Raw genomic sequence first — 12,853 nt, forward strand, 5'->3', positions numbered from 1 at the left:
GAGCGCCGACCCCCATGGAAGCCACCACAAGCGTCAGTACCGACAACGAGCTGGGTCTGGATGACCTCGGGCCGCTGGCCTGGGTGTTGGAAGAGCTGCGCAAGTCACTGGACGGCGCCACCAAGGCCATGCGCCGCTTCGTGCGCGACGCCGAGCTGGCACGCGGCTCCGACCTGGCCGAGCTGGACACCAGCCACCTGCGCATCGCCCGCCAGCAACTGCACCAGGCGGTGGGCGCGTTGGAGATGGTGGGCCTGGGCGCCCCGGCCAAGCTGCTGCAGGCGATGGAAGCCGTGGCGCAGCGCTTTGTGCAGCGTCCCGAGCTGTGCAGCGACGACGCCGCCAACAAGGTGGAGCGCGCCAGTTTCGCGCTGACCGAATACCTGGAAGGCGCGCTCAAGGGCAAGAATGCCTCGCCGGTGGCGCTGTTCCCCCAATACCGCGACGTGCTGGAGCTCGCTGGCGCCGAGCGTGTGCACCCGGCCGACTTGTGGCCCCGGCCCTTGCGCTGGGTGGACGCACCCATCGCCGACATGCCGGCGCCGCTGGCCTATGACCCGGCGGTGCGTGCCAAGCTGGACCCGGCCGTGCTCAAGGTGGTCAAGGCCGGGGACATCCCCTCGGCGCGCGTGATGTCCACGCTGTCGCTGGCCTTGGCCGCCGGGCAGGCGCAACTGCAGCCGCGCGTGTTCTGGAAGGTCAGTGCCGCCTTTTTCGAGGCCATCGCGCGCGGCCTGTGCCCGGCCGATGTGTATGTGAAGCGCGCCGCCTCGCGTATCCTGATGCAGTATGCGCAGCTGGCACGCGGCGAGACCACGGTGTCCGATGGCGTCGTCAAGGACCTGCTGTTCTTCTGCGCCCAGGCCGTGCCCACCAAGGCCGCCGACGCGCCGGTGCTGGCCGCCGTGCGCCAGGCCTATGGCTTCAACCGCACCAAGTCCTTCAGCTACGACGTGCCGCAGTTCGGCCGCTTCGACCCCTCCGTGCTGGTACAGGCGCGCAAGCGCATCGCCACCGCCACCGAGACCTGGTCAGCCTTGGCCGGCGGTGACACCAACCGGCTGAAGGTGGTCGGCGAGCAGTTTGCCGCCGTCGGCGACTCGGTGGTCAAGCTGCACCCGGAGTGCGCTGACCTGGCGCGCGCGCTGAACCTGGCGATCGACACCACTTTGCGTGGCAACGAGGCGCCGCCGCCCTCGCTGGCCATGGAAGTGGCCACCGCCATCCTGTACCTGGAAGCGGCCTACGAAGACCTGGACCCGACCGACTCGCAAATGGCGCCGCGCAGCGCGCGCCTGGCGCAGCGGCTGGAGCATGTGTGCGCCGGCGGCCAGCCTGAGCCGATGGAAGGCTGGATGGAAGAGCTGTACCGCCGCGTCAGCGACCGCCAGACCATGGGCAGTGTGGTGGACGAATTGCGCGGCAGCCTGGGCGAGGTGGAAAAGGGGCTGGACCAGTTCTTCCGCGACCCCAAGGACAAGGTGCCGCTGCATGCGTTGCCCGGCCATCTGTCGCAGATGCGGGGCGTGTTGTCGGTGCTGGGGCTGGACCAGGCCTCGCTGGCGGCGCTGCGCATGCGCGACACGGTGGAAAAGCTGCTGGTGGACCAGGTGGACGAGAGCACCGTGCGCAGCGGCGTGTTCGACAAGCTGGGCAACAGCCTGGGCGCCATGGGTTTCCTGATCGACATGCTGAACTACCAGCGTGCGATGGCCAAGAAGTTGTTCGTCTATGACGAGGAGCAGGGCGAATTCAAGCCGGTGATGGGGCGCGGCAAGGCCGAAGTGGAGGCCGAAGAGCTCGCACCGGCACCAGCGCCTGCCATGCCCGCCGTGGCGGCTGCCGTTGCGCCAGCCCTGGCAGCAGTGCCGGCCCCCGTGGCCGCGGCTGCGCCGGCTGCGGTCATCGCGCCGGTCGTGGCCGATGCGCCGCCTGCACCTGCCGTGGCTGCGCCCGTGGCGGCACCGGCTCCTGCGCCCGTAGCCACCGTGGCCCCTGCCGTGCCTGCGCCTGCCCCCGTGCCGGCAGAGGACCTGGACGACGACGACGCCGAACTGCGCGACATCTTCCTGGAAGAAGCGCGCGAGGTGGTGCACAACGGCCTGGCCGCCATCGCCGCGCTGCAAGGCAGCCCGGCCGACCTGGGCCAACAGACCACGTTGCGGCGCGCCTTCCACACGCTCAAGGGCAGCTCGCGCATGGTCGGGTTGACCGAATTCGGCGAAGCCGGCTGGGCCCTGGAGCAACTGATGAACGGCTGGCTGGCCGAGCAACAACCGGTCAGCCCGGAGCTGCTGAAGCTGACCGAGCACGCCATGCACGGTTTTGGCCGCTGGGTGGAAGACATTGCCGCGCACGCGGGCACGCCGTGGAGTGCACAGACCTTCCGCAACGCCGCCGACGCCTTGCGGGTCGACCACCGCTACGTGCCGCTGGTGTTGCCGGGTGAAGAGGCCGAGGCGGCACCTGAGCCGGTCCCCGAACCCGCTGCGCCGATCCCCGAGATTGCATTGGACGCGGCCGAGGCCGTGCCGGCACAGGCGCCCGAACTTCTCGAGCCCGTGGCCGAGGCGCCTGCGTTGCCTGAGGGTACGTTGGACGAGGTGTTGGAGCCACCAGGCGCCGAGCCGGTGATGCCCGAATTGCTGCTGCCCGAGGCCGCGCCTTTGGCGGTGGACCTGGCTGAACCCGATACCCTGCAGCCCGACAGCCGCTTGCCTGATTTCGGCCCCACCGAATTGTCACTGGAAGACGAAGTGGCCGCAGTGCAGGGGGGCGATCCGGCAACGCCGCTGTTGCCCGAAGACGCCGGGCTGGATACGGTGTTGGATTTCACCACCGTGTCGGCACCGGCTGGCAGTGCTGCCGTGCCCGAAGCGAGCGCGCACGCGACGGTGGCCGAAGCCGACATGCCGGACCTGGGCGACATTGATTTTGAAAGCCTGGCGCCGGTGTTGGCAGATGCGCCTGCAGCCGTGGTGCCGCAGGCCGCCGCGCTGGTGGAAGAGGACGCCGACGGCGCCGACGAGCCCACGCCTTCCGCGCTGGCCGCCCTGGAAGCGGCGGCCGACGAGCAGGTCAAGGTGATAGGCCACCTGCGCATCGGCATACCGCTGTACAACGTCTACCTGAACGAAGCCGACGAGTGGTCGCGCCTGCTTTCCACCGAGCTCAGCGAATGGTCGCTGGAACTGCACCGCAGCATTGCCAGCTCCACCGTCGGCCTGGCGCATTCGTTGTCGGGCAGTTCCGCCACCGTGGGCTTCACCGCCCTGTCCGAAATGGCGCGCGCGCTGGAGCTGGCGCTGGAGCATGCGCAATTGCAGGCTGGCGGCACGCCCGAGCAAGCGCAGGTGTTCGTCGATGCCGCTGAGGACATACGCCGGCTGCTGCACCAGTTCGCCGCCGGCTTCCTGAAGGAACCCGATGCGCACATTCTGGAAGCGCTGAAGGAATTGCTGGAGACCGAGATCGTCTCGCTGCAAAGCGATTCCAGCGTGCCCGACTGGGACACCCCGGGTGGTGTGCCCGACAGCCAGGCCACGGACAGCCAGCTGCCTGATGCGCATGCGCCGGACAGCCAGGCGGGCGAGCCGTTGAGCCTGCCCGATACGGTGCTGGAAAGCCCGGCGTCCGCCGAGCCGGTGGCGCTGCCGGAGATCGCCTTGGCCGCCGCCGCGCTGCTGACCGCGCCTGCAGCGGCAGCCGTGGCTGCCGTTGCCCCGGCCGTGCACAGCTTTGTGGCGCCGGCGTCCGAAGCGCACCAGCCGCAGCACGCCGCGCGCAAGATGGTCAGCGGCGAAGACGACGACATCGACCTGCACGACGCGCTGGACGTGGACCTGTTCCCGGTGTTCGAAGAGGAAGCGGTGGAACTGCTTCCCCAGTTGGGCGGCGCGCTGCGCCAATGGGTGGCGCGGCCCGACAACCTGGGTGCGCGCAGCGAAGTGCTGCGCGTGCTGCACACGCTCAAGGGCAGTGCCCGCCTGGCCGGCGCCATGCGCATGGGCGAAATGTCGCACCGCATGGAGTCGGCCATCGAGAGCCTGGGCACCGAATTCCTGCAGGCGGTGCAGCTGGAGCCCTTGCTGACGCGTTTTGACGGCTTGCAGGCTGCCTTCGACGGTCTGCGTGCCGGCCCCGGCCAGGCCGACCAGATGCCGGCCGCCAGCGTGGCCACCGAGCTGGTGCCAACGCCCACCGTGTCTGTCAGTGAGGCGCCAGCGGCGACCGAACCGGCGGCTGCGTCAGCCACTGCCGCTGGGGCGCCGCATGAAGCCGTCACGGTGGTCGACCGCCGCGCCCGTGGGCGCCTGGAAACCGCCTGGACCAATGCCGCCGGCACGGCGGTGGCCAAGGTCAACCCCAACCAGTCGGTGCGGGTGCGCTCGCAACTGCTGGACCGGCTGGTCAACCAGGCTGGCGAGGTGATGATCACCCGCTCGCGCCTGGACGCCCGCCTGGGTCAGCTGCGTGGCTCGCTGGGCGAGCTCACCGGCAACCTGGAGCGGCTGCGGCAACAACTGCGCGATATCGAGGTGCAGGCCGAGACCCAAATGCAGTCGCGCATGGCCTTGTCCAAAGACACGGCGTCCGACTTCGACCCGCTGGAGTTCGACCGCTTCACGCGCGTGCAGGAGCTGACGCGCATGATGGCCGAGTCGGTCAACGACGTCGCCACCGTGCAGCGCAACCTGCAGCGCACCATCGAAGGCACCGAGGACGACCTGATCGCCCAGGCCCGCCAGGCGCGTGAGTTGCAGCGTGACCTGCTGCGCACCCGCATGGTGGAATTCGAGAGCATTTCCGAGCGGCTGTACGCGGTGGTGCGCCAGGCTGCCAAGGAGTCGGGCAAACAGGTCAAGCTGGACATCGTGGGCGGCTCCATCGACATGGACCGCGGCGTGCTGGACCGCATGACGCCGGCCTTTGAGCACTTGCTGCGCAACTCGGTGGCGCACGGTGTGGAGGAGCCCGCAGTGCGCGAGCGCGCCGGCAAAGCGGCGGCCGGCACCATCACCATCCAGGTGGCGCAGGAATCCAATGACGTGTCGGTGCAGTTCCGCGACGACGGCGCCGGCCTGAATCTGGAGCGCATACGCGCCAAGGCAGTGGCCAACGGGCTGGTGAAGGACGCCTCGCAGGTGTCGGACGCCGAGGCGGCGCAACTGATTTTCTCTGCCGGCTTTTCAACCGCCACCACGGTGACCGAGCTGTCGGGCCGAGGCATTGGCATGGACGTGGTGCGCTCCGAAGTCAATGCGCTGGGCGGCCGCATTGAAACCTCGACCGAAAGCGGCCACGGCAGCACCTTCAAGCTGGTGCTGCCGCTGACCACCGCCGTCACCCAGGTGGTGATGCTGCGCATGGGCGAGCTCGTCATCGGCGTGCCGGCCAACCTGGTGGAAGTGGTGCGCCGCGTGCCACAGGCGGATCTGGAGAAGGCCTACCAGAGCCAGGTGTACGACTATGCGGGCGAGGCGGTGCCCTTCCATTGGGCCGGCGCCCTGCTGCAGGCCTCGGCGCGCAGCATTGAGCCGCTGACCAAGACGCTGCCGGTGGCGGTGTTCCGCAGCGCCGGGCGACGCCTGGCCGCGCATGTGGACGAGGTGCTGGGCAACCAGGAAGTGGTGGTGAAGAACCTGGGTCCGCAGCTGGCGCGCCTGCCTGGCCTGGCTGGCATGTCGGTGCTGGCCTCCGGTGCCGTGGTGCTGATCTACAACCCGGTGGCGCTGGCCGCCGTGTATGGCGAGCAGGCGCGCGCGCTGCATGCCAGCGCCGTCCAGGCCGCTGGCGCTGTGGCGGCGCCCGGGGCCGAGCTGCCTTCGCTGAATGCCGGTGTGGTGCAGGTGCCCATGGTGCTGGTGGTGGACGACTCCATCACCGTGCGCCGTGTCACGCAGCGGCTGCTCAAGCGCGAAGGTTTCCGCGTGGTGCTGGCGGCCGACGGCCTGCAGGCGTTGGAGAAGCTGGCCGAAGAGCGGCCGGCGGTGATCCTGTCCGACATCGAGATGCCGCGCATGGACGGCTTCGACCTGGCGCGCAACATCCGCAACCAGGAGCGGCTGCGTGACATCCCCATCATCATGATCACCTCACGCATCGCCGAAAAGCACCGCGAGCATGCCAAGGAACTGGGCGTCAACCACTACCTGGGCAAGCCCTACTCCGAAGACGAACTGATGGGCCTGGTGCGGCACTACTGCTCGGCCAGCGTGGCGCTGGAAGGTTGAGCCACCGCACAGGCGTGCGGCAAATAAATCCCGTCACGTCGGGCGGGCTCCTGTTAGCATTTCTGGAACAGACAACAAGTTCTGATTTCCAGGAGGGCTTCATGATGGCGCAAGGTGGTCGCACGGCAGTCGCGCGGCGCGCGGTAATGCGTTTGGTTTTTGGGCTGTGTGTGGTGATGGCCGGCATGGCGATGGTGTTGCCGCAGGCGTCGGCCCAGTCCAGATATGCCTGCCGCCAACCCAACGGTAGCGTGGTCATCTCCGACCGACCCTGCACAGCTACCACCCCCGGCATGGTCTATTACGGCTCGGTGGAGCAACGCAGTGCGCCCAGTTACATCCCCAAGGCGGCCGAAGCGCCGGAGCACCTGAAGTACATGAGTGCCCGCTGCGCCTCCATGAGCGACGCGGTGCGCACCGCCAGCGTGCGCGGGCTCAAGCACGAAGCCGCGGCCGAACTGCAAAAGAACTACCACAAGGAGTGTGGCGAGAACGAGCGCGACGCCATGGCCCAGGCCCATACCGAGCGCGTGGGCCAGTACCGTGCCAAGCAGGACGAGAAGCAGGCGGGCGCCGCTCGCGCGCAGCAGACCCAGATGCAGCAACAGCAGTGCGACGAGTCCAAGCGCATCCTGATCACCAAGCGCAGGCGCATCGACCTGACAGACGGTGAAAAGGCGGATTTGCAGCGCTTTGAGGACAACTACCGCGCACGTTGCGGCTGAGCGCCGGCGTCAGTCCGCATTGGTCAGCCCGCGCTGGACGGGCGTTTGGGCAGCTCCACACAGCCGGCGTAAAACACCTGGAAGGGGTGGATGTCGTAGGCGAACATCTGGTTTTGCACGGCCGGGTCGGCCTCTATCCACCCCTGGGCCTCGGCTTGCGAGACGGCGGCCAGCAGCACAAAACCCTTGTCCGCATAGCGCGCACCCATCACCAGCCGGCCGTCATCGCGCAGCCGTTTCAGGTTGGCAGAATGCTCGCGGAAGTACGCCTGTTCATGCGGCTTTTTGCTGGCATCCCACTTGGCGCCTAGTCGGAACTCCACCGCGAAGAGCGCGCCCCTGGGAGTGGCCGCGGCGGGTGCGCTGGCAGGTGCGTTGCTTTGCGCTGCTGCAGATTGCCACATGGCTGTGGTGGGCAAGGCCAGCGCGGCAGTCAGGGCATGGCGGCGTGAGGGCATGGCGGTCTCCGGTGGTGTTCTGGCCGTAGGTGCCTGTCTTCAGGCTTTCTGCCGCACCACGGCATAGCGCGCCAGCGTGGCTTCGCGCGCCTGCGCGTGGTCGACGATGGGCGCAGGATAGTCCTTGCCCAGCTCCACACCCGCCGCCACCAACTCCAGCGGGCTGGCCTGCCAGGGGGCGTGGATGAGCTTGGCCGGCAGTGCGGCCAGTTGCGGCAGGTAGCGCTTGATGAACTTGCCCTGCGGGTCGAACTTTTCGCTCTGGCTGACGGGGTTGAAGATGCGGAAATAGGGTTGGGCGTCGCAGCCACTGGAGGCCACCCACTGCCAGCCGCCGTTGTTGGCCGACAGGTCGAAGTCGTTCAGGTGGGTGGCGAAATAGGCTTCGCCCCAGCGCCAATCGATGCCGAGGTCTTTCACCAGAAAGCTGCCGGCCACCATGCGCAGCCGGTTGTGCATGTAACCGCTCTGGTTGATCTGCGCCATCGCCGCGTCCACGATGGGGTAGCCGGTGCGCCCCTCGCACCAGGCGGCAAACAGCTTCTTGCCATGCGCGCCGTGTTCCCAGCGGATGGCGTCGTACTCGCGGCGAAACGATTTGCCCTCGCCCACCTGCGGGAAATTGGCCAGCACCTGCGCATAAAACTCGCGCCAGATCAGTTCGGACAGCCAGGTGGCGGCGCCTTCGCTGCCCTCGGTCACGCGCCGCAGCGCCAGCGTCACCAGCTTGCGTATGGACAGCGTGCCAAAGCGCAGGTGCACGCCCAGGTAGCTCGGGCCCTTGACGGCGGGAAAGTCACGCGTGGCGTGGTACTGGTCCATGCGGGCGCGAAAGTCCTCCAGCACCACCTGGCCGCCGCTGCTGCCTGCTGCGATGTGCAGGTCGGACAGGTTGGTGGCTTCAAAGCCGATCTGCGCCAGGCTGGGCACGCTCTGGCGCAGATCCTCGGGCAGCGGTGCCAGCGCGTCGGCATGGGGGGCCGCGTCATGCAGCGGCAGCGGCGCCACCTGCTGGGCCTTCGCCAGCCAGGCCTTTTTGTAGGGTGTGAACACGCTGTAGGGCGTGCCGTTCTGGGTCAGGATGTCCTGCCGCTCGAACACCACATGGTCCTTGAAGGTGTGCAGCGCCACCGCGCGGTCCGACAGCGCGCCGCGCACGCGGGCGTCGCGCAACTGCGCCTGCGGCTCGTCGTCATGGGCGGCGAACACAGTCTGCGCATGCAGCGTCTGGGCCAGCTGCACAATCTCGCGCAGCGCCGCGCCATGGCGCACGATCAGGCCGCAGCCGGGTTGGCGCCCCAGCGCGCGCAGCTGCGCGTCCAGATCCTCCAACGAGCGCAGGATGAACTCCACCCGCCTGTCCGCGCGCGGCAGCGGGTCGAGGATATCGGTGTCCAGCACGAACACACAGTGCAACCGCTTGCAGCTTTGCAGCGCGGCGGCGAGCGCGGTGTTGTCGTCGGTGCGCAGATCGCGCCGGAACCACATCAGACCGGTGTCGAATTGTTTCATGCAAACAAGGGTGGATTGGCGTCATTGTGCGGCATGTAACAGGTCTGGGAAGGGGCGGGATCCGTGCGCCGGGGTCCGAGGCCTTAAAATCCCCCCATGGCCGCCGATTCCGCTCCAATGAACCTGACGAATCATTTCCTGATCGCCATGCCGGGGTTGCGGGACGAAACCTTTGCACGCAGTGTGGTCTACATGTGCGAGCACAGCGAGCGCGGCGCCCTGGGCCTGGTGATCAACAAACCCAGCGACATCAGCCTGAAGCGCTTGTTCGAGAAAGTGGATCTGCCATTGCGCCGCGAAGACCTGGCGCAGGCTCCGGTATTCCAGGGCGGCCCGGTGCAGACCGAGCGCGGTTTCGTGCTGCACGAGGCCATGTACGCCCTGGACGACGACAAGCCAGGTGAATCCGTGTATGCCTCCACCATGACGATCGAAGGTGGGCTGGAGATGACCACCTCCAAGGACGTGCTGGAAGCCCTGTCCACCGGCGCCGGACCGCGCCGCGTGCTGGTCTCGCTGGGCTATTCGGCCTGGGGTCAGGGGCAGCTGGAGTCCGAACTGTCCGACAACAGCTGGCTGACGGTGGACGCCGACCAGGCGGTGATTTTCGACACGCCGGTGGAACAGCGCTACGACAAGGCCCTGGCGCTGCTGGGCCTGCAGGCCTGGATGCTGTCACCCGACGCGGGGCACGCATGACGCTGGGTGCGCCGGTGACCGAAGCCGTGGCGGTGCCACCCCATTTGCAAACTTTCCTGGCGGTTGACTTCGGTCTGAAACGCACCGGCCTGGCCACCGGCAACCGCTTGTTGCGCAGCGCGCAGCCGCTGGGCACGGTGAAGGCCGAGGGCGACGCCCGCTTTGACAAAATAGCCGAACAGGTGAAGACCTGGCAGCCCGACGCCCTGGTGATTGGCGTGCCCTTTCACCCCGATGGCGCCGAGCACGAGAACACCCGGCTGGCGCGCCGCTTTGGTCGCCAGCTGCACGGCCGCTTCAAGCTGCCGGTCTACGAGGTGGACGAGCGCTACAGCACCACCGAAGCACGCTCCGATGGCGCGCGCGACGCCGATGCCGCCGCCGCCTGCATCATCCTGGAACAGTTCTTGAGGAGTCTTGCGTGAGTTCCCTCCCAGCCCTCGATGCCGAGGCCCTGTACGCCGCGTTGCGCGAGCAGGTGCGCGCGCTGCCATCCCAACCGTTGCGACTGGTGGGCGTGACCTCCGGCGGCGCCTGGCTGGCCGAGCGCCTGCAGCATGACCTGCAACTGCCCGGTGCCCATGGCGTGGTGTCCAGCAGCATGCACCGCGACGACTTCGGCCGCCGTGGCCTGATCAACACGGCACAGACCACGCTGCCGTTTGAGATCAATGACGCCCACATCCTGATCCTGGATGACGTGCTGTACACCGGCCGCACGCTGCGCGCCGTCATCAACGAGTTGTTCGACTACGGCCGACCGGCCAGTGTGCGCCTGGGCGTGCTGGTGGACCGCGGCGGGCGCGAGCTGCCGATACAGGCCGACTTGTTGGCCGCCACCGTGGCGCTGCCGGCGGGCCAGTCGCTGCAGTTGGCGCGCGACGATGCCGGCCAATTCAGCTTCAAGGTGGAGAGCGCCTGACCTCATGCTGTACAAACGCAACCCCCAACTGAACAAGCATGGCGAGCTGATTCACCTGCTCTCCATCGAAGGCCTGCCCAAGGCCACGCTGACGCAGATCCTGGACACGGCGGCCAACTTCGTCAGCTTCAACGACCGCGAAGTGAAAAAAGTGCCGCTGCTGCGCGGCAAGAGCGTGTTCAACCTGTTCTTCGAGAACTCCACACGCACCCGCACCACCTTCGAGATCGCCGCCACGCGCCTGAGTGCCGACGTCATCAACCTGGATATCGCGCGCTCCTCCACCGCCAAGGGCGAGTCGCTGCTGGACACCATCGCCAACCTCAGCGCGATGGCGGCCGACATGTTCGTGGTGCGTCACAGCGAGTCCGGCGCGCCCTACCTGATCGCCCAGCATGTGGCGCCGCATGTGCATGTGATCAATGCCGGCGACGGTAGGCACCAGCACCCTACCCAGGGCCTGCTGGACATGTACACCATCAGGCACTACAAAAAAGACTTTGCCAACCTCACCGTGGCCATCGTCGGCGACGTGCTGCACTCACGGGTGGCGCGCTCTGACATCCATGCGCTGACCACGTTGGGCTGTCCCGAAGTGCGCGTGGTTGGCCCCAAGACGCTGGTGCCCGGTGACATGGCGCAGATGGGCGTGCGGGTGTGCCACACGTTGGAAGAGGGCATCAAGGATTGTGACGTCGTCATCATGTTGCGGCTGCAGAACGAGCGCATGAGCGGTGCGCTGCTGCCCTCCAGCCAGGAATTCTTCAAGAGCTATGGCCTGACGACGGAGAAGCTGCAACTGGCCAAGCCGGATGCCATCGTGATGCACCCGGGGCCCATCAACCGCGGTGTGGAGATCGACTCGGCGGTGGTGGACGGCGCGCAAAGCGTGATCCTGCCGCAGGTGACCTTTGGCATCGCGGTGCGCATGGCGGTGATGAGCATAGTCGCAGGAAACGAAGCATGAAATTGCTGATACGCGGGGGCAAGCTGATGGACCCGGCCAGCGGGCTGGCGCAGGTGGGCGACCTGGCCATCGCTGCCGGCAAGCTGGTGGCCGTGGGCAAGGCGCCCGCAGACTTCCACCCCAACAAGGTGCTGGACGCCGCCGGTTGCATCGTCATGCCCGGTCTGGTGGACCTGGCGGCGCGCTTGCGCGAGCCGGGGCACGAGCACGAAGGCATGCTGGAATCCGAGATGGCTGCTGCCGTGGCCGGCGGCGTCACCAGCCTGGTGTGCCCGCCCGACACCGACCCGATACTGGACGAGCCCGGCCTGGTGGAAATGCTGCGCTACCGCGCCGAGCGCCTGCACCAAGCCCGTGTGTTCCCGCTGGGCGCGTTGACGCGCGGCCTGAAGGGTGAGACGCTGACCGAGATGGTGGAGCTGACCGAAGCCGGTTGCGTGGGCTTCAGCCAGGCCGAGGTGGCGCTGGCCGACAGCCAGGTGATGTACCGCGCGCTGCAATACGCCAGCACCTTCGGCTACACCGTGTGGCTGCGCCCGCAGGATTACTTCCTGGGCAAGGGCGTGGCCGCCAGTGGGCCGTTGGCCACCCGCATGGGCCTGTCCGGCGTGCCGGTGGCGGCCGAGACCATCGCGCTGCACACACTGTTCGAGCTGGTGCGCGCCACCGGTGCGCGCGTGCATCTGTGCCGCATCAGCAGCGCCGCCGGCCTGGAGCTGGTGCGCCAGGCCAAGGCGCAGGGCTTGAAGGTCAGCTGCGACATCAGCATCAACTCGCTGTTGCTCACCGACGTGGACATCGGCTTTTTCGACAGCCGCATGCGCCTGACGCCGCCGCTGCGCCAGCAGCGCGACCGCGATGCCTTGAGCGCCGGCCTGCTGGATGGCAGCATTGACGCGCTGGTGTCCGACCACACACCCGTGGACGAGGACGCCAAGGCGCTGCCGTTTGCCGAGAGCGAGCCCGGCGCCACGGGTTTGGAGTTGCTGCTCAGCCTGGCGCTGAAATGGAGCCAGGACAGCGGCGCGCCGCTGGAGCGGGCGCTGGCGGCGGTGAGCAGCCAGCCAGCCAGTCTGCTGAGCCCCGCACTGGGTGGCGTGCACGCCAGCCTGGGCCAGCTGGTGGTGGGTGGCACGGCCGACGTCTGCGTGTTTGACCCAGCCGAGCGCTGGATCGTGCGTGACTCCAACCTGCGCAGCCAGGGCAAGCACACACCCTTCCACGGCTACGAACTGCCGGGCCGGGTACGCTTTACGCTGGTGGGCGGGCACCTGGCCTACGAGGCTTCATGAGCCGCCGGGCCGCTCCCAAGGCGAATACCGCAGCGCCCAGCGCGC

The 12,853-nt window shown here is 67.8% G+C and carries 9 protein-coding genes; 7 read left to right on the top strand and 2 right to left on the bottom strand.

The window, feature by feature from the left end; all coding sequences use genetic code 11:
• The first annotated feature begins 14 nt into the window (after positions 1 to 14).
• Together AC1DX2_RS15495 and AC1DX2_RS15500 are read left to right on the top strand one after the other, a co-directional pair.
• Complete coding sequence (locus AC1DX2_RS15495; RefSeq protein ID WP_477197252.1) at positions 15 to 6,233, top strand: hybrid sensor histidine kinase/response regulator; 6,219 nt, start codon at positions 15 to 17, stop codon at positions 6,231 to 6,233.
• Positions 6,234 to 6,379: 146 nt separating this feature from the next.
• The gene (locus AC1DX2_RS15500; RefSeq protein WP_477197253.1) at positions 6,380 to 6,958 is read left to right on the top strand and encodes a hypothetical protein; all 579 of its coding nucleotides are present in this window, start codon (positions 6,380 to 6,382) and stop codon (positions 6,956 to 6,958) included.
• A 23-nt stretch (positions 6,959 to 6,981) separates the two neighbouring features.
• Here AC1DX2_RS15500 and AC1DX2_RS15505 read toward each other — a convergent pair whose 3' ends face one another.
• Both AC1DX2_RS15505 and AC1DX2_RS15510 read right to left on the bottom strand, forming a co-directional pair.
• A complete protein-coding gene (locus tag AC1DX2_RS15505; RefSeq protein WP_477197254.1) occupies positions 6,982 to 7,416 on the bottom strand; it encodes a YciI family protein in 435 nt (144 codons plus the stop codon).
• Positions 7,417 to 7,455: 39 nt separating this feature from the next.
• Positions 7,456 to 8,928, bottom strand: a complete 1,473-nt coding sequence (locus tag AC1DX2_RS15510; protein ID WP_477197255.1) for a cryptochrome/photolyase family protein — start codon at positions 8,926 to 8,928, stop codon at positions 7,456 to 7,458.
• A 96-nt stretch (positions 8,929 to 9,024) separates the two neighbouring features.
• Between AC1DX2_RS15510 and AC1DX2_RS15515 the strand changes: the two genes are divergently transcribed.
• Genes AC1DX2_RS15515 through AC1DX2_RS15535 form a run of 5 tightly spaced genes read left to right on the top strand, consistent with a single transcriptional unit; the run spans position 9,025 to position 12,808 of the window.
• On the top strand, positions 9,025 to 9,627 hold the full coding sequence (locus AC1DX2_RS15515) for a YqgE/AlgH family protein (protein ID WP_477197256.1): 603 nt from the start codon (positions 9,025 to 9,027) through the stop codon (positions 9,625 to 9,627).
• On the top strand, positions 9,624 to 10,052 hold the full coding sequence (gene ruvX, locus AC1DX2_RS15520; protein WP_477197257.1) for a Holliday junction resolvase RuvX: 429 nt from the start codon (positions 9,624 to 9,626) through the stop codon (positions 10,050 to 10,052). Before AC1DX2_RS15515 ends, ruvX begins: the two co-directional genes overlap by 4 nt.
• Entirely contained in the window at positions 10,049 to 10,549 is a 501-nt protein-coding gene (gene pyrR, locus AC1DX2_RS15525) for a bifunctional pyr operon transcriptional regulator/uracil phosphoribosyltransferase PyrR (RefSeq protein ID WP_477197258.1), read from the top strand. Before ruvX ends, pyrR begins: the two co-directional genes overlap by 4 nt.
• Positions 10,550 to 10,553: 4 nt before the next feature.
• A complete protein-coding gene (locus AC1DX2_RS15530; RefSeq protein ID WP_477197259.1) occupies positions 10,554 to 11,516 on the top strand; it encodes an aspartate carbamoyltransferase catalytic subunit in 963 nt (320 codons plus the stop codon).
• The gene (locus AC1DX2_RS15535; protein WP_477197260.1) at positions 11,513 to 12,808 is read left to right on the top strand and encodes a dihydroorotase; all 1,296 of its coding nucleotides are present in this window, start codon (positions 11,513 to 11,515) and stop codon (positions 12,806 to 12,808) included. The genes AC1DX2_RS15530 and AC1DX2_RS15535 overlap by 4 nt, the downstream gene beginning before the upstream one ends.
• The last annotated feature ends 45 nt before the right edge of the window (positions 12,809 to 12,853 follow it).

This window comes from Hylemonella sp. P2_B10 (assembly GCF_056404875.1).

Bases quoted from the DNA above. Each gene is read 5' to 3' on its own strand.
- AC1DX2_RS15505 (WP_477197254.1), bottom strand. From the start codon at position 7,416: ATGCCCTCACGCCGCCATGCCCTGACTGCCGCGCTGGCCTTGCCCACC.
- AC1DX2_RS15510 (WP_477197255.1), bottom strand. From the start codon at position 8,928: ATGAAACAATTCGACACCGGTCTGATGTGGTTCCGGCGCGATCTGCGC.
- AC1DX2_RS15515 (WP_477197256.1), top strand. From the start codon at position 9,025: ATGGCCGCCGATTCCGCTCCAATGAACCTGACGAATCATTTCCTGATC.
- AC1DX2_RS15535 (WP_477197260.1), top strand. From the start codon at position 11,513: ATGAAATTGCTGATACGCGGGGGCAAGCTGATGGACCCGGCCAGCGGG.
- AC1DX2_RS15495 (WP_477197252.1), top strand. From the start codon at position 15: ATGGAAGCCACCACAAGCGTCAGTACCGACAACGAGCTGGGTCTGGAT.
- AC1DX2_RS15530 (WP_477197259.1), top strand. From the start codon at position 10,554: ATGCTGTACAAACGCAACCCCCAACTGAACAAGCATGGCGAGCTGATT.
- AC1DX2_RS15500 (WP_477197253.1), top strand. From the start codon at position 6,380: ATGCGTTTGGTTTTTGGGCTGTGTGTGGTGATGGCCGGCATGGCGATG.
- ruvX (WP_477197257.1), top strand. From the start codon at position 9,624: ATGACGCTGGGTGCGCCGGTGACCGAAGCCGTGGCGGTGCCACCCCAT.